This is a genomic window from Chromohalobacter israelensis DSM 3043 (assembly GCF_000055785.1).
GTDB lineage: Bacteria > Pseudomonadota > Gammaproteobacteria > Pseudomonadales > Halomonadaceae > Chromohalobacter > Chromohalobacter israelensis.
In genome coordinates, this window is record NC_007963.1 from 2,037,781 (window position 1) to 2,058,261 (window position 20,481).

The 20,481-nt window shown below is 62.3% G+C and carries 23 protein-coding genes and 1 tRNA gene; 19 read left to right on the plus strand and 5 right to left on the minus strand.

What is annotated here, in order from left to right:
* Positions 1-18 precede the first annotated feature (18 nt).
* The 4 genes from CSAL_RS17470 (at position 19) to CSAL_RS17580 (ending at position 1,576) form a co-directional block, all read left to right on the plus strand.
* Entirely contained in the window at positions 19-264 is a 246-nt protein-coding gene (locus CSAL_RS17470) for a hypothetical protein (protein WP_148266819.1), read from the plus strand.
* Positions 218-859, plus strand: a complete 642-nt coding sequence (locus CSAL_RS09070; protein ID WP_043558270.1) for a TetR family transcriptional regulator C-terminal domain-containing protein — start codon at positions 218-220, stop codon at positions 857-859. Before CSAL_RS17470 ends, CSAL_RS09070 begins: the two co-directional genes overlap by 47 nt.
* 59 nt (positions 860-918) lie before the next feature.
* Positions 919-1,350, plus strand: coding sequence for a hypothetical protein (locus CSAL_RS09075; protein WP_011507089.1), 432 nt, complete (start codon positions 919-921; stop codon positions 1,348-1,350).
* Positions 1,351-1,432: 82 nt separating this feature from the next.
* The gene (locus CSAL_RS17580; protein ID WP_156961526.1) at positions 1,433-1,576 is read left to right on the plus strand and encodes a hypothetical protein; all 144 of its coding nucleotides are present in this window, start codon (positions 1,433-1,435) and stop codon (positions 1,574-1,576) included.
* A gap of 133 nt (positions 1,577-1,709) precedes the next feature.
* Here the strand turns inward: CSAL_RS17580 and CSAL_RS09080 are convergent, their stop codons facing one another.
* Both CSAL_RS09080 and CSAL_RS09085 read right to left on the minus strand, forming a co-directional pair.
* Positions 1,710-1,913, minus strand: a complete 204-nt coding sequence (locus tag CSAL_RS09080; protein WP_011507090.1) for a hypothetical protein — start codon at positions 1,911-1,913, stop codon at positions 1,710-1,712.
* A gap of 177 nt (positions 1,914-2,090) precedes the next feature.
* A tRNA-Pro gene (locus tag CSAL_RS09085) sits at positions 2,091-2,167 on the minus strand.
* A gap of 215 nt (positions 2,168-2,382) precedes the next feature.
* On the opposite strand from CSAL_RS09085, the gene CSAL_RS09090 reads away from it, so the two are divergent.
* Both CSAL_RS09090 and CSAL_RS09095 read left to right on the plus strand, forming a co-directional pair.
* On the plus strand, positions 2,383-2,766 hold the full coding sequence (locus CSAL_RS09090; RefSeq protein WP_011507091.1) for a CidA/LrgA family protein: 384 nt from the start codon (positions 2,383-2,385) through the stop codon (positions 2,764-2,766).
* Complete coding sequence (locus tag CSAL_RS09095; protein ID WP_011507092.1) at positions 2,763-3,491, plus strand: LrgB family protein; 729 nt, start codon at positions 2,763-2,765, stop codon at positions 3,489-3,491. Before CSAL_RS09090 ends, CSAL_RS09095 begins: the two co-directional genes overlap by 4 nt.
* A 128-nt stretch (positions 3,492-3,619) precedes the next feature.
* On the opposite strand, the gene CSAL_RS09100 is transcribed toward CSAL_RS09095, so the two are convergent.
* Positions 3,620-5,065 (minus strand): SLC13 family permease, encoded by a 1,446-nt coding sequence (locus CSAL_RS09100; protein WP_011507093.1) that lies wholly within the window; start codon positions 5,063-5,065, stop codon positions 3,620-3,622.
* Positions 5,066-5,294: 229 nt separating this feature from the next.
* On the opposite strand from CSAL_RS09100, the gene CSAL_RS09105 reads away from it, so the two are divergent.
* The 12 genes from CSAL_RS09105 to CSAL_RS09160 all read left to right on the plus strand — a co-directional run bounded on the left by CSAL_RS09105 (position 5,295) and on the right by CSAL_RS09160 (position 16,463).
* Positions 5,295-5,756, plus strand: a complete 462-nt coding sequence (locus CSAL_RS09105) for a DUF2489 domain-containing protein (RefSeq protein WP_011507094.1) — start codon at positions 5,295-5,297, stop codon at positions 5,754-5,756.
* Positions 5,757-5,778: 22 nt separating this feature from the next.
* Entirely contained in the window at positions 5,779-6,930 is a 1,152-nt protein-coding gene (locus CSAL_RS09110; protein ID WP_011507095.1) for an amidohydrolase, read from the plus strand.
* 263 nt (positions 6,931-7,193) lie between these two features.
* The gene (locus CSAL_RS09115; RefSeq protein ID WP_011507096.1) at positions 7,194-8,078 is read left to right on the plus strand and encodes an OmpA family protein; all 885 of its coding nucleotides are present in this window, start codon (positions 7,194-7,196) and stop codon (positions 8,076-8,078) included.
* A 241-nt stretch (positions 8,079-8,319) separates the two neighbouring features.
* Positions 8,320-10,218 carry a threonine--tRNA ligase gene (gene thrS, locus CSAL_RS09120; protein WP_011507097.1) on the plus strand — a complete coding sequence of 633 codons (1,899 nt, stop codon included), beginning with the start codon at positions 8,320-8,322 and terminating at the stop codon, positions 10,216-10,218.
* A gap of 32 nt (positions 10,219-10,250) precedes the next feature.
* Positions 10,251-10,790 (plus strand): translation initiation factor IF-3, encoded by a 540-nt coding sequence (gene infC, locus CSAL_RS09125; protein WP_083831097.1) that lies wholly within the window; start codon positions 10,251-10,253, stop codon positions 10,788-10,790.
* Positions 10,791-10,874: 84 nt separating this feature from the next.
* Entirely contained in the window at positions 10,875-11,069 is a 195-nt protein-coding gene (gene rpmI / locus CSAL_RS09130) for a 50S ribosomal protein L35 (protein WP_011507099.1), read from the plus strand.
* A gap of 98 nt (positions 11,070-11,167) precedes the next feature.
* Positions 11,168-11,521, plus strand: coding sequence for a 50S ribosomal protein L20 (gene rplT, locus CSAL_RS09135; RefSeq protein ID WP_011507100.1), 354 nt, complete (start codon positions 11,168-11,170; stop codon positions 11,519-11,521).
* A gap of 147 nt (positions 11,522-11,668) precedes the next feature.
* Complete coding sequence (gene pheS / locus CSAL_RS09140; RefSeq protein ID WP_011507101.1) at positions 11,669-12,688, plus strand: phenylalanine--tRNA ligase subunit alpha; 1,020 nt, start codon at positions 11,669-11,671, stop codon at positions 12,686-12,688.
* A 27-nt stretch (positions 12,689-12,715) separates the two neighbouring features.
* Complete coding sequence (gene pheT / locus CSAL_RS09145) at positions 12,716-15,097, plus strand: phenylalanine--tRNA ligase subunit beta (protein WP_011507102.1); 2,382 nt, start codon at positions 12,716-12,718, stop codon at positions 15,095-15,097.
* Positions 15,098-15,125: 28 nt separating this feature from the next.
* Positions 15,126-15,434 carry an integration host factor subunit alpha gene (ihfA, locus tag CSAL_RS09150; protein ID WP_011507103.1) on the plus strand — a complete coding sequence of 103 codons (309 nt, stop codon included), beginning with the start codon at positions 15,126-15,128 and terminating at the stop codon, positions 15,432-15,434.
* 190 nt (positions 15,435-15,624) lie between these two features.
* The gene (locus CSAL_RS09155; RefSeq protein WP_011507104.1) at positions 15,625-16,086 is read left to right on the plus strand and encodes a flavodoxin domain-containing protein; all 462 of its coding nucleotides are present in this window, start codon (positions 15,625-15,627) and stop codon (positions 16,084-16,086) included.
* Positions 16,086-16,463, plus strand: a complete 378-nt coding sequence (locus CSAL_RS09160) for a hypothetical protein (RefSeq protein ID WP_011507105.1) — start codon at positions 16,086-16,088, stop codon at positions 16,461-16,463. Before CSAL_RS09155 ends, CSAL_RS09160 begins: the two co-directional genes overlap by 1 nt.
* Positions 16,464-16,568: 105 nt before the next feature.
* Here CSAL_RS09160 and CSAL_RS09165 read toward each other — a convergent pair whose 3' ends face one another.
* The gene (locus CSAL_RS09165; RefSeq protein WP_011507106.1) at positions 16,569-17,705 is read right to left on the minus strand and encodes an alkene reductase; all 1,137 of its coding nucleotides are present in this window, start codon (positions 17,703-17,705) and stop codon (positions 16,569-16,571) included.
* Between the two features lie 179 nt (positions 17,706-17,884).
* Positions 17,885-19,249 (minus strand): nucleotide 5'-monophosphate nucleosidase PpnN, encoded by a 1,365-nt coding sequence (gene ppnN / locus CSAL_RS09170; protein WP_011507107.1) that lies wholly within the window; start codon positions 19,247-19,249, stop codon positions 17,885-17,887.
* 268 nt (positions 19,250-19,517) lie between these two features.
* On the opposite strand from ppnN, the gene CSAL_RS09175 reads away from it, so the two are divergent.
* The gene (locus CSAL_RS09175) at positions 19,518-20,441 is read left to right on the plus strand and encodes a LysR family transcriptional regulator (RefSeq protein WP_011507108.1); all 924 of its coding nucleotides are present in this window, start codon (positions 19,518-19,520) and stop codon (positions 20,439-20,441) included.
* The last annotated feature ends 40 nt before the right edge of the window (positions 20,442-20,481 follow it).

Here is a 20,481-nt window from a genome sequence, read left to right on the forward strand (position 1 = left end):
GCCGTCGGGCTACATGGTATGACCATCTGGTCAACTTTTATAAGCGTTGATCAAAATGTCGCCGATGACAACCCCTGCGAGCGCGGGATGAGGATGGATCTTCGTGTCTTCTCGTCGGGCATTCGACACGGCGTGCGGCAGGCGACGGGCACGGGTGCGTTGCACCGGCTGCGCTCGCTGGGGCAGACTTTCTTACCCGGCAACGAAGAGAGCGGCCATGACGACGATGAAAGTGCCCGGATCGGGAACGCGGGCGCGCAATGAAAGCGTGATTCTCGAGGCGGCGGAGCGGATTTTCGCGCGCCATGGCTATCGTGGGGCGAGCGTGCAGGCCATCGCCGAGGCGGCCGGTTTGCCCAAGTCCAATGTGCTGTATTATGTCGGCAGCAAGCGCGAGCTCTATGTCTCGCTGCTCGAGCGTATGATGGCGCGCTGGAATGCCATGCTCGACGATATCGACGAAGACGACGATCCCGGCGAGGTACTGGAGAGCTTCATTCGCAGCAAGATGCGTCTCACGCAGCAGCATCCCCAGGGGTCTCGCCTGTTCGCGGCGGAAGTGCTCCAGGGCGCGCCTTTCCTGCAGTCCTACCTGCATGGCGAGTTGCGCGAATGGGTGCGTTCCCGGGCGCGCATCTTCGAGCGCTGGGCGGAAAAGGGGCTGATGGATCCCGTCGATCCGGTGTGGCTGATCTTCCTGATCTGGTCGGCGACCCAGCATTACGCGGATTTCGAGGCGCAGATACTGGGCATCACCGATCAGGCACAGCTCGACGACGGCTACTATCGTGCGATTACCGACTTCCTGTGCCAGGTCATCCTCAAGGGATGCGGCGTTCGCGCGCCGTCTGCCACCTAGCGTAGAGTGGCGCATCGACATGAGCCGCTAACCGATACCATGACGTGTAAGGAGAGAACATGAAGCTCTGGGGCATCTTGCTGCTGGTGAGCGGTGGCCTGATCGAGGATTCGTCAGCGTTGCCGGCATTGCCCCTCGACAAGCAGGGAGCGATCACGGCCCAGATTGCCCGTGATCACCTGGAATGGGCGTCGGCCACCGACGAGGAAATCTATCTCGCGCAGGCCAATGTCAGGAAGTTGCTCAAGTATCCCGCCACGGCCGTGTTCCGCGATATCCGCGCGGTAGCCCCGCGCGTCGGCGGGCCCGCCAAGCGGGTCGTCTGCGGCCAGGTCAATGCACGCTGCGAGCGCGGCGACTACATCGGCTATCGTCTGTTCGTGACCCGTCAGGGAGCACAGGCCGCGATCATGTCATCCAGCCTGCATCGCAGCGGTTTCGACCCGAATGCCGTGGCGGCCGCGCTGATCGAATGGCAGCAAATGACATGAGCGCGTTCCATTGGGAGACATGGGACTGTATGCGCCGCGTGTGCGTTCAGCCCTATGTCGCTCAACGCTCGACGAGGATGGCATGAAGGAATTACCGGGAGCCTTGCTCGGCATCATGGTCGGGCTGGTGACATGGCTGGTGGCGGGAAGCGTGCTGGCGGGAGTCGTCACGGGCATTGCCGCGGGAATCGGCTGGGACCTGTGGCGGGATCGCCGGCAGAAGTAGCCTGGCGAGACGGTCATTCGCGACGCGGATCGCGCAAGGCGTCACTCGCAACGTCCAGTGCGGTCGCAGGCAGTGAAAGTACAGGAAGTGAAAGCAGGGGAGGCGAGAAGGGTGGCGGTGCCACCCTCGGGGGTCATTCCACGCTGGGATCGTCGTCCGCGCTACCTGACTTGAGCTCGTTGTCGGAGGCCTTCATCCGCTGACGTTCGGCTTCCGCGTGTTCCATGCTCTGGTAAAGCCCCAGACTCACGCCGGTATCGCTATCGTAGACTTCATAGCGTACCTCGTCGGTGTCGTGGTGGCCGATTTTCCGTATCTCGATCGCGTCATGCAGCATGATGATCAATCTCGCTGAGGTTGCGTACGTGGCGTTGTGACTCGTCAAGGCGACGAGGGTTCCATTGCCATGGCCACACGGTGAGTGCGGTCTGGCATCCACCTCCTCGAGCGTAACACACCCACGAAAAACCGCCGCTCGGCATGACCCGTTAGCGGCGGTTTTTCTTGATCATTCTGGTCGGAGCGACTGGATTCGAACCAGCGACCTCTGCAACCCCATTGCAGCGCGCTACCAAGCTGCGCCACGCTCCGTTTTTTGCGTTCTCCGGCGAGTGACCGTGGGGCCCTGCCCGAGAACGATGCGTATACTACCTTGGCTTTGCGTAAATGAAAACCCTCGATAGCGCTTTTTTTTCAATTGCTTGCCGCGTGGTCGAGCGCATGGGAGGAGCGATCCTGCCGATGGCGCTATAGCCGTTAGACGAAAGATGTAAAATGGCGCGGGATCTTGAGGGGAGACGACGACAATGCCACTCATTCTAGGTATGAGCATCCTGCTGGGGTGCCAGTTCATTGGCGAAATCCTGGTGCACGCGCTGCATTTGCCCGTGCCCGGTCCGGTGCTGGGCATGGCCGTGCTGCTCGTGGGGTTGATGGTGAACGGGCGAGTGCCCGCGGGCCTGCGCACCAGCGGCGAAGGCTTGTTGCGATATCTGACGCTGCTGTTCGTGCCCGCCGGGGTCGGGATCATGGTGCACTTCGGTCTCATCGAGGCCGACTTCTGGCCGATCGTGGTGACGCTGGTGGTATCGACAGCCCTGACACTGGCCGTGACCGCGAAAGTGATGGAGCGCTTGACCCGATCGACGCCCAGGGATCCTCGCGACGCGCTGCGGGAGGATCGGTCATGAATCTCCCGGTACTCGATCGGCTCTGGGTGTATCTTTCGGCGAGCCCGCTGCTGTATTTGCTGGTGACCCTGCTGGCTTTCATCGCCGCGACTCGCATCAATCGACGCCTGGGCGGAACGCCGTTCCTGCATCCGGTGATAATCGCCATCGTGCTGCTCATCGGCTTCCTGAAGCTCACTCGCACCGATTACGCCACCTATTTCGAGGGCGCGCAGTTCATTCATTTTCTCCTCGGCCCGGCGACCGTGGCATTGGCGATTCCCCTCTATGACTATCGCGAGCGTGTCAGGCGCATGTTGCTGCCGATCCTGCTGGGGTGCGGCGCAGGTATCGTGACGGCGGTCACGTCCACCGTCGGGCTCGCCATGCTGATGGGGGCCAGCCGCGAAACCGTGCTGACGCTGGCGCCTCGCTCGGTGACGTCACCCATTGCCATGGGGATCGCCGAAAAGCTGGGCGGCATTCCTTCCCTGGCGGCGGGGCTGGTGCTGCTGACGGGCTCTGTGGGCTGCGCCCTGGGGCCGGTGATCTTTCGCCTGGTCAAGGTGCGTGACCCGAGCGTCCAGGGGTTTGCCATGGGCCTGGCGGCGCACGGCTTCGGCACGGCGCATTCGTTTTCTTCCATCGGTGCCGTGGCCGGTGCCTTCGCGGGCTTGTCCATGGGACTGACCGGGCTTTTCACGGCGTTCTTGTTGCCGCCCATCGTGCACCTGTTCGGGCTCTAGCCGCCGTCGCCGTTTTTATACCGTTATCTTCAGACATTTCCTGCGCATGAAAAGGCCCTGCCGATGTCGACATGAATGTCGCTGTGGGCAGGGCCGATGGGTTGAGAACGTGGACCGTCAGTGGCGTGTCAGGCCCAGAGCAGGCGCAGCAAGCCGACGGTGATCAGCGTGATCAAGACCGTGCCGATGAGGTTGAGCATCAGGCCGGCGCGAATCATCGACTGTATCTTCATGTGCCCGGTGGCGAAGACGATGGCGTTGGGTGGCGTGGCGACGGGCATCATGAAGGCGCAGCTGGCGGCGACGGCGGCGGGGGCCGTGATCAGGAGCGGGTCAATGTCCAGAGAGATCGCCAGTGCGCCGAGCAGGGGCAGAAAGGCCGCGGCCGTGGCGGTGTTCGAGGTCACCTCGGTCAAGAAGATGATGACCAGCACGATGATGCCGACCAGCATCAACAGCGGCAGTGCACTGAACACCGACAGCTGCTGGGCGATCCACTCGGCAAGCCCGGAGCGCTTGATCATGCCGGCCAGAGCCAGGCCGCCACCGAACAGCAGCAGGACGCCCCAGGGCAGGTCCTTGGCGCTTTCCCAGTCGAGCAGGGCACCGCTTTCCTTGTCGCCGCTGGGAACGAGGAAAAGCGCCAGACCGGCGGCCAGGGCGATGGTGGTGTCCGACAGCCAGTCGAGCCCCGCCTGGTTCATCAGCGGACGCAGGATCCAGGCGGCGGCGGCCACCAGGAATATCAGGCCGACACGCCGCTCGGCGCGGCTCATGCCGCCGAGGGCGTCGAGCTCGCGACGAATCACCTGGTCGCCGTCCTCGCTTTGCTCGAGGTCGAAGCCTTTGCGGGTCAACCACCACCAGGTCACGGCCATCATGGCGATGCTGATGGGCAGCCCGATGGTCATCCATTGCGCGAAGCCGATGTCGATGCCTTCGCCGGCAAGGTAGCCGGCCAGCAAGGCGTTCGGTGGCGTCCCGATCAACGTGGCGACGCCGCCGATGCTGGCAGCGTAGGCGATGGCCAGCAACAGGGCCGTGGAGTAGCGCGCCACGTCGCGGGAGTCGTTACCGCCAAGCAGGCTGACCACGGACATGCCGATGGGCAGCATCATGATGCTGGTGGCGGTGTTCGAGACCCACATGCTGATGAAGCCGGTGGCGATCATGAAACCGGCGATCTGCTGGCGTGGCTTCTGCCCGACGATGCTGAGCACTTTCAGGGCAATGCGACGGTGGAGGTTCCAGCGTTGCATGGCAATGCCGAGAAGAAACCCCCCGAGGAAGAGGTAGATGATAGGGTCGGCATAGGCCGGGGCCACGGTGTCCAGGTCGCTGATGCCCAGGGCGGGCGCCAGGACCATGGGCAGCAGCGAGGTGGCGGGGATCGGGATGGCTTCCGTGGCCCACCAGGTCGCCATCAGCAGCGAGAAACCGACGCATGCCCAGGCGGTTGCCGACATTTCCGCGGGGGCGGGCAGAAGCAGGCAGAGAATGACCCACAGCGGCCCGAGCCACAGCCCGATCTTCGCGGCGCTGGGACGTTGCGAGACAGAGGCTGTATCGCTCATGAACGACTCCTGGATGAGGCTAATGATTGCATTGCTTACGTTGCCGCCAATGCTACTAAGGTAGGAGTTGTGATTGGCTTATCCATTGGTCTAAGGGTGGCGCGCAGGCGAAGGCTTGCCCGGCGCGGACAGGCTCGGTAGTGTCCGCGCTCGTTTGCTTTTTCGGCGTCGCACTGGATGTGCTGTCCATGCATGTCGTGCATCACGTATTCAACAATGAGGAGCGACCATGTCCGCAGTGATGGGCTGGAGCCTGGCAGGACTGGCGGTGCTGATCATCGCCGCCATGAGCGGTTATGCATGGCGCCTGTGGCGAGAGGTGAAGCGGCGCGATGAAGCGCGCCGTGAAGAGGTCGAGCGGGCCAACCGCAATTGTCTGGAAAGCCTCGAGGCGATCGCCACGGCCATGCTGGGCGATCAGGTCGATCTGGTGGAAGGGGCGTTACGCTGCAAGGTACTGCTCGAAATCATCGATCCGTCGTTGCTGGAACGCGATGCCTTCTGGGTGTTCGTCGATATCCATCGCCTGACCGAGCACTTGCACACGCACTCGGCGCGCCAGGCGCTGTCCGCCAAGCAGCGTTTCGCCGAGGACCGGGAACGCATCGCCCTGCAGGAAGCGCGTCAGGGCGAGCTTCACGAGGCTGCGCGTCAGGTATTGGCCTTCAAACGTGAGTGGCCCCACGGCTAGGGGCATGCCGCAGGAGAACGCAATGAACGAGGCATTTTTGTCGCTGACGCCGGCCCAGATTCGTCATCGGCTGCATGCCGCGCCGGAGCTGTCGGGGCAGGAAACCGAAACGGCCCGCCGGGTGGCGGGCTGGCTCGAGCAGGCGGGGGCGACACGCATCGTCACCGGTCTGGGTGGTCATGGCGTGGCCGGGGTGTTCGCGGGCACCTTGCCGGGGCCGCGCGTCATGTTCCGTGCCGAACTCGATGGCTTGCCCATCGACGAGACCGCGGAAATCGCCTGGAAATCGACCTGTGAGCACGTGGCGCACAGTTGTGGCCATGACGGGCACATGGCGGTATTGCTCGGATTGGCGCAGCGCCTGGCGGAGCAGCCGCCGACGCATGGCGAAACGGTGCTGCTGTTTCAGCCTTCGGAGGAAACCGGGCGTGGCGCCCGCGAGGTGGTGGAATCATCGCGTTTCGAGGAAATCGCTCCCGATCATGTATATGCACTGCACAATCTGCCCGGCAAGCCGCTGGGAGAAGTGTCGGTGAGGGAGGGCGCCATGACCTGTGCGTCGCGTGGGCTGATCATCCGGCTCAACGGCTTGTGCGCGCATGCGGCACACCCGGAGCAGGGCCGCAACCCGGCGCTGGCGATGTGCCGGATTCTGCAGGGCCTCAAGCGGTTGCCCCAGCAACTGCCCGACGATCAAGGGTTGGTCATGGTCACGCTGATCCACGCGCGGTTGGGCGAGGTCGCCTTCGGTACGTCGCCGGGGCAGGCCGAGGTCATGGCCACGTTGCGCACCGAGGATGACGCCATGATGCGTGCGCTGGCGGAGGCCTCGGTGGCGCTTGCGCGGGCCGAAGCGGAGGAGGACGACCTGGGGATCGAGATCGACTGGTGCGATGTCTTTCAGGCCACGCGTAATCATCCCGCCGCCGTTGCCTCGATTCGCGAAGCCGCCCGATCGCTGAACATGCCCTTGACGGCGCTGCCCGAGGCCCACCGCTGGTCGGAAGACTTCGGCTGGCTGGCCGCGCAGGGGCAGGGTGCGCTGTTGACCCTGGGCGCCGGCGAGCGGTGCCTGCCGCTGCACAACCCCGGCTACGACTTTCCGGATGACCTGCTGGACACGGGAATCGCGTTGTTCGAGCGCCTGGTGAGGCTCCATCAGTCGGATGTCTGAAAGTTGTACAAGAGTGGTGCATCGAGTGTGCTAACAGTGTTTTTTTATTTGCATCAATGCGGATAATGCATAATGATGAGGGGGCATTCATCGGTAGAAGCGCCGGTGATGGGTAAAGCACTGGCTGAACGGGAGTCTTTGTGCTTTCTTTTTTGACGAGAGAAAGGCAAAAATGCCTTCCTCACACCGAGAACCGCTTCTATACTCGGACCCCGCTGGGTAACGTCCCGTTACGCTAGCGCTGTGTTAAGAAGGAGTCTTACATGAAAAAATCTACGACTGGCTTGCTGCTCGGTTCCGCGTTGGTTGTCGGCCTGTCCGGCTGTGCCAGCTCCGGTACTCAATCTTCCTACAACGCTGACGACGATCAGGCTTGGTACAAGTCGCCGTTCGTTTGCGGCTTGGCAGGTGGCTTGATCGGCGGCGGTATCGGTTACGCCTCGAGCAGCGACTCGGACGAAGATACCGGTGCCGCTCTCGGTGGTGTCGGCGGTGCGACAGCGGGTGCTTTGCTCTGCGCCGATTATTCCGACAAGGTTGTCGACAGCGACGGCGACGGCGTTCCCGACGATCGCGATCAGTGCCCCAACACGCCGGCTGGCGTGGCGGTAGACGCGCAGGGCTGCCCGCTGGATAGCGACGGCGACGGCGTGCCGGACTACAAGGACGAGTGCCCGGGAACGCCGGCAGGTGTCGAAGTCAACGCCAGTGGCTGCCCGCTGGATAGCGACGGCGACGGCGTGCCGGACTATCAGGACCAGTGCCCGGACACTCCGGCCGGTGCTGAAGTCAACGCGCTTGGCTGTGCCGCCGACCTGGTGCTGAAGGACGTGAACTTCGAGTTCGATTCCGCCACCCTGACCAGTGAAGCCGAGAACATCCTCGACGACGTGGCAGCGAAGCTGTCCTCCAACGAAAGCGTCGATGTTCGTCTGGAAGGCTACACCGACTCCGTGGGTAGCGCGTCCTACAACAAAGATCTTTCTCAGCGTCGTGCCGATTCTGTGAAGGAGTACTTGGTGTCCAAGGGCGTCAACGCCGACAGCATCACCACTTACGGTTATGGTGAGCAGAATCCGATCGCCACCAACGAAACTGCCGAAGGTCGTGCTGAAAACCGCCGTGTTGAGCTGGGCGAGCAAGAATAAGCCTAGCCTCACACCGCGATGTGAAGAGGGCGCCTTCGGGCGCCCTCTTTCGTTTGCATGGGCGCGACTGGACGGCGTTTCACGGGCTTGCTAGTGTGCGCAATTCACCGTGTCATACGTTTGGCCTAGAGCGCCGCATCGCTCGTGCGAGCGGCAGCGTCAATGTCGCCGAGCGCGCCAATCATTTTCGTCGTTCATGTGGTCCCTGGTATGGGCCACCACTGAAGATAAGGGATGTTACATGCCCATCGTGACCCTGCCTGATGGCAGTCAGAAGACTTTCGATTCCCCCATCACCGTCATGCAGCTCGCCGAGTCGATCGGTACCGGGCTGGCCAAGGCTTGCGTGGCCGGCAAGATCGACGGCGTGCCCGTCGATACCGCCGACGTGATCGAGCACGATGCCGAAGTGAGCATCCTCACGCCGCGCGATCAGGAAGGGCTGGAGATCATTCGCCACTCGTGTGCCCATCTCGTCGGTCATGCCGTCAAGCAGCTTTATCCCGATGCCAAGATGGCGATCGGGCCGGTCATCGACGATGGCTTCTACTACGATATCGATTTCGGCCAGTCGGTCTCGCCGGAGGATCTCGAGGCCATCGAGAAACGCATGAAAGTGTTGATCGATCATGAGTACGAGGTCATCCGCGAGTACGTCACGAAAGAGCAGGCCCTGGCGACGTTCATCGACCGCGACGAGCCATACAAGCAGGAAATCGTCGAGGGCATCGCGGATGGCGAGACGGTGCGTCTCTACCATCACGAAGAATACATCGACATGTGCCGCGGGCCGCACGTGCCCAACACCCGTCACCTCAAGGCGTTCAAGCTGACCAAGCTGGCAGGGGCCTATTGGCGTGGCGATGCCAACAAGCCGATGCTCACTCGCATCTACGGGACGGCCTGGGCGGACAAGAAGGCGCTGAAGACCTATCTCAAGCGCCTGGAGGAAGCGGAAAAGCGCGATCATCGCAAGCTGGCCCGCAAGCTCGACTTCTTTCACATGCAGGAAGAAGCGCCCGGGATGGTGTTCTGGCACCCGCGCGGCTGGACGCTGTGGCAGACCGTCGAGCAGTACATGCGCGGCGTCTACAAGGACAGCGGCTATCAGGAGATTCGCTGCCCGCAGATCATGGATGTGTCGCTATGGCAGAAGTCCGGCCATTGGGACAACTATGCCGAGAACATGTTCTTCACTGAATCGGAAAAGCGCGAATATGCGCTCAAGCCGATGAACTGTCCCGGGCATGTACAAGTCTTCAATTCCGGGCTGCGCAGCTATCGCGAACTGCCGGTGCGCTATGGCGAATTCGGAGGGTGTCACCGCAACGAGCCCTCGGGCGCCTTGCACGGCATCATGCGGGTACGTGCGTTCACTCAGGACGACGGTCACGTGTTCTGCACCGAGGAGCAGATCGAGCCGGAGGTGACGGCATTCCATCGGCAGGCCCTGGCGGTCTATCGTGATTTCGGCTTCGACGACATCGCCGTCAAGATCGCCCTGCGGCCCGAGAAGCGTCTGGGCAGCGACGACAACTGGGATCGCGCCGAAGAGGCCTTGCGCAACGCCCTGAGCCGCTGTGACGTCGAATGGGAAGAGTTGCCCGGTGAAGGCGCCTTCTATGGCCCCAAGATCGAGTATCACATGCGCGACTGCCTGGGCCGCGAGTGGCAGGTGGGTACCATGCAGGTGGATTTCATGATGCCGACCCGGCTCGGCGCGCAGTACGTGGCCGAGGACGGTTCGCGGCAGGCGCCGGTCATGCTGCACCGCGCCATCGTGGGGTCCATGGAACGCTTCATCGGTATCCTCATCGAACACTATGCGGGATCCATGCCCTTGTGGCTTTCACCGCTCCAGGCCGTGGTGCTCAACATCACCGATGCCCAGCGGGAATACGCCGAATCCGTGACGCAGCGTTTGCAGAAATCCGGTCTGCGTGTCAAGACGGACTTGAGGAATGAGAAGATCGGCTTTAAAATCCGGGAACATACGTTGCAAAAGATCCCCTATCTTCTCGTTGTAGGTGACAAAGAAGTCGAGGCGGGTGCGGTTGCCGTCCGTACGCGTAGCGGAGAGGACCTGGGCTCGCTATCGGTGGACGCCTTGATTGCGCGTCTGCAGGAAGAAGGGGTATAAAGAACGTCAATCGATAGAACGGAGACGTAACGATCAAGCGGAATAACCAGCGCGGGCGCCCTCAAGAGAAGCGCCCCCCAATGAACGACCGTATTCGTGTGGACGAAGTCCGCCTCATCGACAGCAGCGGCGAGCAGGTTGGTGTCGTCTCGACTCAGGACGCGCTGGAGCGTGCCGAGGCCGAGGGCTTGGATCTCGTCCAGATCTCCAACGCTGACCCCATCGTCTGCAAGATCATGGACTATGGGAAGTTTCTTTTCGAGCAGAAGAAACAGCGTTCTGCTCAGAAGAAAAAGACGAAGCAGATTCAGGTCAAGGAAGTCAAATTCCGACCTGGTACCGACGAGGGCGACTATCAGGTGAAATTGAAAAACCTGACGCGTTTCCTCGAAGGGGGCGACAAAGGCAAGGTCACGCTGCGTTTTCGGGGACGTGAGATGGCGCACCAGGACATCGGCCGCAAGCTGATGGAACGGATCGCCGCCGACCTCGAGGACATGGCGACTGTCGAATCCTTCCCCAAGATGGAAGGTCGTCAGATGATCATGATCCTGGCGCCCAAAAAGAAGTGATCCGTTGGCAGTTTAACGGGCAGGCGGCTTCGGCTGGCCTGCCGGCCTCGGGTTTTCTGAAGAAACCGAGTGGAGTTTTCCCTCATGCCTAAAATCAAGAGTAACAGCGGCGCTGCGAAGCGCTTCAAGAAGACGGCTCATGGCTTCAAGCACAAGCAGTCTTTTCGCAGTCACATCCTGACCAAGAAGTCGACCAAGCGTAAGCGTCAGCTGCGCGGCATGAAGCAGATTCACGATGCCGACAAGCAGTTGATCCAGCGCATGTTGCCGAACCTCTAAGTACTTTCCTTCTAAGTACTTTCATGCACAGTGTTTGTATGAACAGTGCTGGCATGGACAGTATCGGTAGTCGATTTTTCAAACGTCAGGAGTAAGCCATGACTCGTGTCAAGCGTGGTGTCGTCGCTCGTCGTCGACACAAGAAGATTCTCAAGCAGGCCAAAGGGTATTACGGTGCCCGGTCTCGCGTTTTCCGCGTTGCCAAGCAGGCGGTCATCAAGGCAGGTCAGTATGCCTATCGTGACCGTCGTCAGCGCAAGCGTCAGTTCCGTGCGTTGTGGATCACGCGTATCAACGCGGCGTCACGCGCCAACGGTCTGTCCTATAGCCGCTTCATCGCCGGCCTGAAGAAGTCCGGCATCGAGATCGACCGCAAGGTTCTGGCCGATCTCGCCGTCCATGAAAAGGCTGCCTTTGCCGCGATCGTCGACAAGGCCAAGGCTGCTCAGTAACGGGCGGGTGGGACGCTCATCATGAGTGTTTCATCATGCGCATGAAGCCGCAGGGGGAGAGCAGCCGCTCTTCCCCTGTTTTTTTGTCTGGACCATTGCCCGACGAGCGGTGGTTCACCACGGGCACTTAGCATCGGAGCTAGACGGATGGACCATCTCCCACAACTGGTCGCCGAGGCTCGCGCCGCCATCGAGAGCGCGGAGGATGTCCAGTCACTCGACGAGGTTCGGGTGCGCTATCTGGGCAAGAAAGGTGAGATTACCGCTCTTCTCAAGGGGCTCGGCAAACTGCCGGCGGAAGAGCGTCCCAAGGCCGGCGAGCAGATCAATGATGCCAAGCAAGTGCTGTCGGACGAGCTCGAGGCACGCAAGAAGCATCTGCAGGACGCCGAATTGAATGCACGCCTGGCCCAGGAGCGTATCGACGTGACGCTGCCCGGGCGCGGTGAGCCCACGGGGGGCTTGCATCCCGTGACCCGCACGCTCGAGCGTATCGAGTCCCTGTTCGCGCATATCGGCTTCGACGTGGCCGTGGGGCCCGAGCTCGAAGACGACTATCACAACTTCGAGGCGCTCAATATTCCGGCCCACCATCCCGCACGGGGCATGGCGGATACGTTCTATTTCGATGCGTCACGATTGCTGCGCACGCATACCTCGCCGGTGCAGGTGCGGACCATGAAGGAGCAGGCGCCGCCGATACGCATCGTCTGCCCGGGGCGGGTCTATCGCAGCGACTCGGATCTCACGCACACGCCGATGTTCCACCAGGTGGAAGGCCTGCTGGTCGACGAGGACGTGAGCTTTGCCGACTTGAAGGGCACGATCGAGGATTTTCTCAAGGCGTTCTTCGAGCGGGAGTCGCTTTCCGTGCGCTTCCGTCCTTCCTATTTCCCGTTTACCGAGCCCTCCGCCGAGGTCGATATCCAGTGCGTCATGTGCGGAGGCGATGGCTGTCGTGTGTGTTCGCACAGCGGCTGGTTGGAAGTCATGGGGTGCGGAATGGTACACCCCGAGGTCTTTCGTCATTCGGGCATCGATGCCGAGCGTTACACCGGGTTCGCGTTCGGCATGGGCGCGGAGCGGTTGACGATGCTGCGCTACGGCGTCAATGACCTGCGGCTGTTTTTCGAAAACGACTTGCGCTTCTTGCGCCAATTCGGCTGATCAGCGACCACGGACACAGGAAGTAACATGAAATTTTCTGAAACATGGCTGCGCCATTGGGTCTCCCCCGACTGGACCACGCAGGCGCTGGCCGATCACATCACGATGGCGGGGCTGGAAGTCGACGCGATCGCGCCGGTGGCGGGCGCCTTCGACGGCGTGGTCATCGCCGAGGTCGTCGACAAGCAGCCGCATCCCAGTGCCGACAAGCTCAACGTCTGCCATGTCGATGACGGCGGCGACGAACCCGTTCAGGTGGTGTGCGGCGCGCCCAATGTCGCGGTGGGGCAGAAAGTGCCGTTCGCGCGCGTGAATGCCACGCTGCCCGGCGATTTCAAGATCAAGAAGGCCAAGCTGCGTGGCGTGGAGTCGCGCGGCATGATCTGTTCGGCTTCCGAGCTGGAGCTGGAGGAAGGCACGTCGGACGGTATCTGGGTGCTGCCGCCGACGGCGCCGGTGGGGGACGGCCTGCGTGACTGGCTGGCATTGGACGACCATGCCATCGAAGTCGACCTGACCCCCAATCGCGGCGACTGCCTGAGCCTCAAGGGGATGGCGCGCGAGGTCGGCGTATTGAGCCGCCTTCCGCTGAACGAGCCCGAGATCAGTGTCGTGACGCCGAAGAATCAGGAAACGTTTCCGGTGCGCGTCGAGGCCCCCGCTCAGTGCCCCCGCTATGCGGGCCGGGTGATTCGCGGTGTCGATCTCGCGGCGGAAACGCCGCTGTGGATGACCGAGCGCCTGCGGCGCAGCGGCATTCGCGCCATCGACCCGATCGTCGATGTCACCAATTACGTGATGCTCGAGCTCGGCCAGCCGATGCATGCCTTCGACCTGGCACGCCTGCAGGATGGCATCGTGGTGCGCGAAGCCCGGGGCGACGAGCGTCTGACGCTGCTCGATGGACAGGATATCGCGCTGCGGGACGGTACCCTGGTCATCGCCGACGTGCATCGGCCGCTGGCGATCGCCGGTGTCATGGGAGGCGAGGCGTCCGGCGTCAATGCGAACACGCAGGATATCTTTCTGGAGTCGGCCTTCTTCTCGCCGCTGGCCGTGGCGGGGCAGGCGCGCTCTTATGGATTGCACACCGATGCGTCTCACCGTTTCGAGCGTGGCGTCGACCCTCAGTTGACGCAGGTGGCGCTCGAGCGCGCGACGCAGTTGCTGCTGGAGATCGTCGGCGGTGACCCCGGTCCGGTCACGGAAGTGGCCAGCCCCGATCACCTGCCGCTGGGCTGCAGCGTGACCTTGCGCCGGGTGCGCCTCGATCAGTGTCTGTCCCTGGTCATCGCCGATGACGATGTCGTCGACATCCTGTCGGGGTTGGGCATGCACGTCGACGTCGTTGCCGAAGGCTGGCGCGTCAAGGTGCCCAGCTGGCGTTTCGACATTGCCCTCGAGGAAGACCTCATCGAGGAATTGGCGCGCATTCACGGCTATGACCGGATCCCGGTGCGCCGTCCCGCCGCGCGTCTGAAACTCAGCGCCGCCGACGAGACGCGTCAGCCTCTGTCGCGCTTGCGTCGCCATCTCGTGGCGCGTGGCTACCAGGAAGCCATCACCTACAGTTTCGTCGCGCCCGAGCTGCAGGAGACGCTGACGCCGGGGGCGATCGCACCGGCCCTGGCCAACCCCATCTCGGCGGACATGTCGGTCATGCGCGCGAGTCTGCTGCCGGGACTGGTCAAGGCCATGATGCACAACCTCAACCGGCAACAGCCCCGGGTGCGCCTGTTCGAGACTGGGCTGGTGTTTCGCGGTGGGCTGGATGACCTCGAGCAGGTATCGATGCTCGGTGGCATCATCTGCGGGCCACGGCATCCCGAAGGCTGGTCGGCCACGCGCGAGCGTGTCGACTTCTTCGACCTCAAGGGCGACCTGGAGAGCCTGCTGGCCTTGACGCATCGTCCCGACGCGTGGCGTTTCGAGGCCGGCGAGCATCCCGGGCTGCATCCCGGCCAGACGGCGCGGATCATCTGCGATGGGCGCCCGGTGGGATGGGTCGGTGCCTTGCACCCCGGCGTGCGGGCCGAGCTGGGCCTCAAGACCGGTGCCTTCGTGTTCGAGCTCGAGCTGGAGGCGGCGACCCAGGGCCTCTTGCCGGCGTTCGAGCCGCTGTCGCGGCATCCCGAGGTGCGGCGCGATCTGGCGTTGGTCGTGAAGGACGACGTGCCGGTCATGGCCTTGATGGACGCCATGCGTGACCAGGCGGGCGAGTGGCTGGTCGACCTGCGGCTTTTCGATGTCTATCAGGGGGAAGGGATCGAAAAAGGCCACAAGAGTCTCGCCCTGGGCTTGACCTGGCAGCATCCTTCGCGCACGCTGAATGACGATGAAATCAATCAGTTAGTCGATGCCATCGTCGGCGAAGCGAAATCACGCTTCGCGGCGGTCCTGAGGAGTTAATCCCATCAGCCGTTACGAGGATGAGAGCATGGGTGCGCTGACCAAAGCGGATTTGGCCGAACATCTGCATGCTGAGCTGGGCTTTTCCAAGCGCGAAGCCAAGTCGATGGTCGAGGCCTTCTTCGAAGAGATTCGCAGCTGCCTGCGCGAGAACGAGCAGGTCAAATTGTCGGGCTTCGGCAATTTCGACTTGCGCGACAAACGCGAACGCCCGGGACGCAACCCGAAGACCGGCGAGGAAATTCCCATTTCCGCACGCCGCGTGGTGACGTTCCGTCCCGGTCAGAAGCTCAAGGCACGCGTCGAGGATTTCGACGAGTCGAAGGTCGTGCACTGACGTCTCGTCAGCTTGCGTACCCATGGACAACGCCGGGGCCGATGGCCCCGGCCGTTTCGATAGATGTGCGCGCCCACTCGGGTGCGCCGATGCCGCTCATCCCGGCGAATAGACGCTGTCGCCGTGTCCCATGTCACTGACGCGGTGCATCTTTTCACGACGAATATTTCACGAGTAAGTCGACGACTGCATGCCAAGTCTCAAAATTTTCGTAGGCACCATGTATGGGGGTGCCCTGGACGTCGCCGAGCAGGTCACACCGCTCTTCGAGCAAGCGGGCTATGACGTGACGATCGTCGAGCAACCCAGTCTCGCCGATCTCGATCCCTTGCCCGATCTGGCCCTGTTTTGCGTTTCCACCACCGGTAGCGGCGATTTCCCCGGCAATTTCGTGCCTTTCGCGCGCGATCTGCGCGAAGCGCCGCCGGCACTGGCGAACTGGCGCTATGGCCTGATCGCCCTGGGCGACAGTTCCTATGGCGATACGTTCTGCGGTGCCGGCCGTGCACTGGATGCCTTGCTCGACGAGCTGGGCGCGGAGCGCCTCGGCGAGCGCCTGGAAATCGATGCCATGGAAACCTTCATGGCGGACGATGCCGCGATTCCCTGGGTCGAGGCATGGATCGACGAGCAAGGGTTGAAGGTTGCCTGATGCGTGACACGGAGGGCTCCCCCTCGGCGGCCCGGTTGAGCGTCATGATCGGACTGCTGCTCTTGGTGCTGCTGTCCTGGCCTCGCTATCAGCTGGGAGGGTACGACACCCATATCGCCATGCTGGCGCTGATTGCCGGTGGCCTTGCCGTGGTCAGCATTGCCTACTGGCGGCGGATGACGACGGCGCAACGCCGGTTGATGCCCGGACTGCTCAAGCGGCTTGGCGTGGCGTTCGGCATCGGGTGCCTGCTGCTGGCGGGGTGGCATCATGTGCTGGCGAGCACGGCTGCGGGCTGGGCGACCGTCGTTTCGCACGGTGCCACGGCCGGCTTGTTGCTGCATGCGCTCATGACGGGATGGCATGCCCGCCGTTGAGCCGGTGCGGTCATCCTTTCAGGTCGCGTACCGCGAAGCACCTCGAACGATGAAGGCCCCGATCCTGGGATCGGGGCCTTTTCATGCTGCAGGGTGGTCTCGCCCTCAGGAAGACGATTCCTGGATCATTCTTTCGCGTTCGATGCGTGCCTGCTCTTCGGGGTAGGTGGGGAAGTCCACGTAGCCTCGGGCGTCGCCCCCGTAGAAGGTGGCCGGATCGAAATCGGCCAGGGGCCAGCCGTTCTGCATCCGCTCGACCAGGTCCGGATTCGAGGTGAAATAACGACCGAAGACCGGCAGGTCGATGGTGCCTTCGTCCACCAGCTTTTCGGCCTCGGCCTGGTCGAGGTTGCCGGCCAGCAGCAAGGTCCCCTGGTAGACATCGCGGAACTGGCGTAGATAGTCGCGGGGCATGGGCGGCATGCCTTGACCGCCCTGGTCGTGGAGGTGGACATAGGCGAGCCCGCGCTTGTTGAATTTGCGTGCCAGGTACAGGTAGGTCTCGCCGTTGTCCTCGTATTCCGGCATGTCGAACAGGGTGCCGAAGGGCGACAGGCGAACCCCGACGCGCCGTGCGCCGATCATCTTGCTGACTTCATCGACGACTTCGATCAGCAGGCGACAGCGATTCTCGCGCGAACCGCCATACTCGTCATCGCGATCGTTGACGCCGGGATTGAGGAACTGCTCGAAAAGATAGCCATTGGCGCCATGAATCTCGACGCCATCGAAGCCGGCCTCGCGCGAGTTGACGGCGGCCTGGGCGAAATCGCGCACGATGTCGCGCACTTCATGAGTTGCGAGGCGCCTCGGCCGGCTTGCCTCGAGCATGTCCGGCTGGCCATTTTCGTTGTAACCGAAGGCCATGCCGCCTTGCTTGTCGCTGGGGCCGACCGGCGCGGCTCCGGCCACCTGCACCGAGGTATGCGATACACGGCCCACATGCCAGATCTGCGCGAAGAACACGCCGCCGCGCTCATGAACGGCACGCGTCGCCTTGGCCCACCCCGCTACCTGGTCGGGTCCGAAGATCCCGGGATTGTACAGGTAGCCTTGTCCCTGCCGTGAAATGGGCGTGCCTTCGGAAATGATCAGGCCGGCACTCGCGCGTTGCCGATAATAGAGGGCACCCAGTTCGTCGGGGACGTCTTCCGCGGCGCGTGAACGGGTCATCGGCGCCATGACGATACGGTTGCTCAGGCGTGTGCCATTCAGGTCGAACGGTTCGAAGAGTGATGCCATGCGGTGCTCTCCTTGGCAGACAGGCAATGGATGAAACGAAGACGCGAGCCCGGGGGCTCGCGTATGCGTTGCAGTCTAGAAGGCTGTTAGCACTTTAACAATTGCAAGAGGCGATCACTTCCATAAGCCATGCCTATCGGTCCGTCGATCCGCGCAGCCACGGGCAAGCGACAAGCATGTCAGCCAAGCGTATAGCAGGGAACGTACTCGCTGCCCGGCAGCTTCATGCGTCCCTGTGCCACGAACGATGTAAGCAGATCATCCAGTCGCGCCATCATGTCCGGTTCGGCATGTAGCCGGAAGGGACCGTGTTGTTCGATGGCACGAATGCCTTCTTCCTTGACGTTGCCGGCGACGATGCCGGAAAACGCCCGGCGCAGGTTGGCCGCGAGCTCGTGGACCGGCTGCTCGCGGTGCAGGGCGAGTTGCGCCATGCTTTCGTGCGTGGGCTCGAAGGGAAGCTGGAAGCCGGTGGCGACATTGAGACGCCAGTTGAAATAGAAGGCATCGCTGTGGGTGCGGCGGAAAGTGCCCACATCATCCACGCCGCGCCGCATGGCGCGTCCCACCTCGGCAGGGTCGTCGATGATGATGCGATAGCGTTCCCGAGCGCGTTCGCCCAGCGTAAAGGCCAGGAACTCGTCGATGCGCTTGAAATAGTCGGCGCTGTCGCGTGGCCCGGTGAAGACGATGGGGAAGGGGATGTCGGCGTTGTCCGGGTGCAGGAGAATGCCCAGCAGGTACAGAATTTCCTCGGCCGTGCCCACGCCACCGGGAAAGATGACGATGCCGTGCCCGACACGCACGAAGGCCTCGAGGCGTTTCTCGATATCGGGCATGATGACCAGTTCGTTGACGATCGGATTGGGCGATTCGGCCGCGATGATGCCGGGCTCGGAGATCCCCAGGTAGCGGCCGTCATGGCGGCGTTGCTTGGCATGGGCGACATTGGCGCCTTTCATGGGGCCCTTCATGGCGCCGGGGCCGCATCCCGTGCAGATGTCCAGGTCGCGCAGACCGAGATGATAGCCCACGTCCTTGCTGTAGTCGTATTCCTCGCGGGTGATCGAGTGGCCGCCCCAGCACACCACGAGACTGGGTTCACGCGAGGACTTCAAGGTGCCGGCGTTACGCAGGATATGGAAGACGGCGTTGGTGATGCCGTCGCCGCGTTTCAGGTCGAACTTGGGATAGTGCTGGATTTCATTGTGCACGTAGACAATGTCGCGCAGCACCGCGGAGAGGTGCTCGCGGATACCGCGGATCATCTGCCCATCCACGAAGGCGCTATGCGGTGCGTTGTCGAGCTTGAGGCGGATGCCGCGGTCCTGCTGCAATACCTCTATCTCGAAGTCGTGGTGCGTCTGCATCAGGGCGCGACTGTCGTCGGTGGGCGTACCACAGTTGAGGACCGCCAGCGAGCAGCGTCTCAAGAGATCGTGCAGGCCGTTGGCCGAGGTGTCGCGCAGACGATTGACTTCCTGCTGGGAGAGGACCTCGAGGCTCCCCTCGGGAGAAATGATGGTGGAAAGCTTTTGGGGCATTGACGCATCCTTGTGGCGGCATGGTGCCGAAGGAACGGCCGGCGCACGATCGGCACCGGGTCGGCCAGGCACTGAATCATGTCTTGATGCTATCATGCGACCTTCGGCCGCGCAGCGATGTGAGGCGCAGCATAATTTGCTATAATCCCTCCGCCAATGCCCTCGAAGCCACGGTTATGGCCGTGCTAACCGTTACGACGGTCGTGCGTCAGCAGGCTTCGGCATAGATGCAGCCGCCCCGATACGCCAGCCGGTGGACCCTCAGTTCATGTTCAACGCGCAATACTTTCGCACCTTCATCACGCTTGTCGAGACGGGTAGCTTCACGCACACCGCACGCAAGCTGGAAATGACCCAGCCTGGCGTCAGCCAGCACATCCGCAAGCTCGAACGCTACCTTGACAAGTCATTGCTGTATCGTCATGGCCGTCGCTTCACGCTCACGGAAACCGGACGCCGTGCCTATGACTATGCGGTCAAGCTTTTTGCCGAGCATGAGCAGTTTCGGCATTCCCTGGACAACGATTCGCCGGACACGGGCGAATGCCGCGTTGCGTCGCCGAGCAGCGTGGGACTGATGTTCTATCCGTTCATCCTGGGCTACCAGCAGATGCACCCGGGATTGACGGTGACCTACGATTTCGCCTTCAACGCGGAGATCGTCGACGCCGTATTGGCCGGACGCTTCGATGTCGGCATCGTCACGGACGTGACCAAGCATCCCGACCTGGATTTCGAACCCTGGCATCAGGAGCCGCTGTGCCTGCTGGTGCCCGCCGACTTCACGGGCACCACGATCAGCGAACTCATGGCGCTCGGTTTCATGAACTATTCGGACGGCATCAATAACGCCAGTTCGTTGCTCAGGCGCAATTTCGCGGGCGAGTTTCGCTCGATGAGCCACTTTCCCCAGCAGGGCTTCTCCAACGAAGTCAGCATGGTGCTGGATGCAGTGGCACGAGGGCTGGGCTTTACCGTGGTACCTCGGAGCGTGATGGAAACCTCGCCCTGGCAGCGTCAGGTCAAGGAGCTGCCCCTGGCGGAGTCGGTCTACGAGACGCTGTATGTCGTCACCAAGCGCGGCGTCGAGATGCCGCGTCGCTACCAGCAGCTGCTGGGCGAGTTTCGCCTGCAGCGTCGCAACGTCCTGTACGGCTATGCCGAAGCGCCGCCGCTCGAAGACGAGGCCTGACCGGAACGATCATGCCTAAAGCGTAGTCTTCGTCTTCGCT